A 1,031-nucleotide genomic window follows, 5' to 3' on the forward strand; every position below is an offset into this window, starting at 1 on the left:
TTAAACGAATTTATTTAGATGAATTACCACCGGGTTCAATTGGTATGGGGTTAATTGAGTTAATTGTCAGCAAGGAAGTACAAGCACCGGAATTAGTTAAAACTCTCTTGGACAGAACTAAGACAGAAGTTGAGAATGACAGAGAAAAACAAGGTATTATAGAATTGTTGGAGACTGTTTTATTGTCCAAATTTTCACAATTAAGCCGTCAGGAGATAGAAGCAATGTTTTTAGTGAGTGATATTAAGCAAACAAGGGTATATCAAGAAGCAAAGCAGGAAGGTAGACAGGAAGGTAGACAGGAAGGTAGAGAAGAAGGTAGAGAAGAAGGTAGAGAAGAAGGTAGGCAGAATGGTGAGATGATTTTATTAATACGCCAGTTATCAAAAAGATTTGGAAAGTTAAAAGATATTTACATCGAAAATATCAACAGTCTGAACATAGAACAACTGGAAAAGTTGGGAGAAGCATTATTAGATTTTACAGATATTAATGACTTGGAAACATGGTTAAAATCTGAGATAACCAAGTAATTAAGAAATATCAAAATCAGGAATAATGCACACAGACACGATATTCTACCAAATCTTCCTCACTTTTCACACTCTATTATTTGAAATTCTGGGTGAACCCACAGAAAACGCCACAGATTATAAATTTACTTCTGTGGAAGTGAAAGAAAAGGCATTTCGATTTGATGGAATTTTTATGGCATGATTAATAGTGGGAGAATTAAACGAATTTATTTAGATGAATTACCACCGGGTTCAATTGGTATGGGGTTAATTGAGTTAATTGTCAGCAAGGAAGTACAAGCACCGGAATTAGTTAAAACTCTCTTGGACAGAACTAAGACAGAAGTTGAGAATGACAGAGAAAAACAAGGTATTATAGAATTGTTGGAGACTGTTTTATTGTCCAAATTTTCACAATTAAGCCGTCAGGAGATAGAAGCAATGTTTTTAGTGAGTGATATTAAGCAAACAAGGGTATATCAAGAAGCAAAGCAGGAAGGTAGACAGGAAGGTAGA

General features: G+C 34.7%; 3 protein-coding genes. All 3 read left to right on the top strand.

All coding sequences use genetic code 11. From position 1 onward, the window contains the following. Positions 1–533: DUF4351 domain-containing protein (locus AN486_RS26570; protein ID WP_290603061.1), on the top strand; the 533-nt coding region annotated here is incomplete at its 5' end. A 25-nt stretch (positions 534–558) separates the two neighbouring features. Further along, positions 559–717: an Rpn family recombination-promoting nuclease/putative transposase gene (locus AN486_RS26575; protein WP_234413188.1), complete on the top strand. Its 159-nt coding sequence runs from the start codon at positions 559–561 to the stop codon at positions 715–717. Then, positions 714–1,031: DUF2887 domain-containing protein (locus AN486_RS26580; RefSeq protein ID WP_290603062.1), on the top strand; the 318-nt coding region annotated here is incomplete at its 3' end. The genes AN486_RS26575 and AN486_RS26580, both read left to right, overlap by 4 nt.

The organism is Anabaena sp. AL93 (genome assembly GCF_001672085.1).
GTDB classification, from domain to species: Bacteria; Cyanobacteriota; Cyanobacteriia; order Cyanobacteriales; family Nostocaceae; genus Dolichospermum; species Dolichospermum heterosporum.

Excerpts from the sequence above, each read along its gene's own strand:
- AN486_RS26575 (WP_234413188.1), top strand. The coding sequence starts at position 559 with ATGCACACAGACACGATATTCTACCAAATCTTCCTCACTTTTCACACT.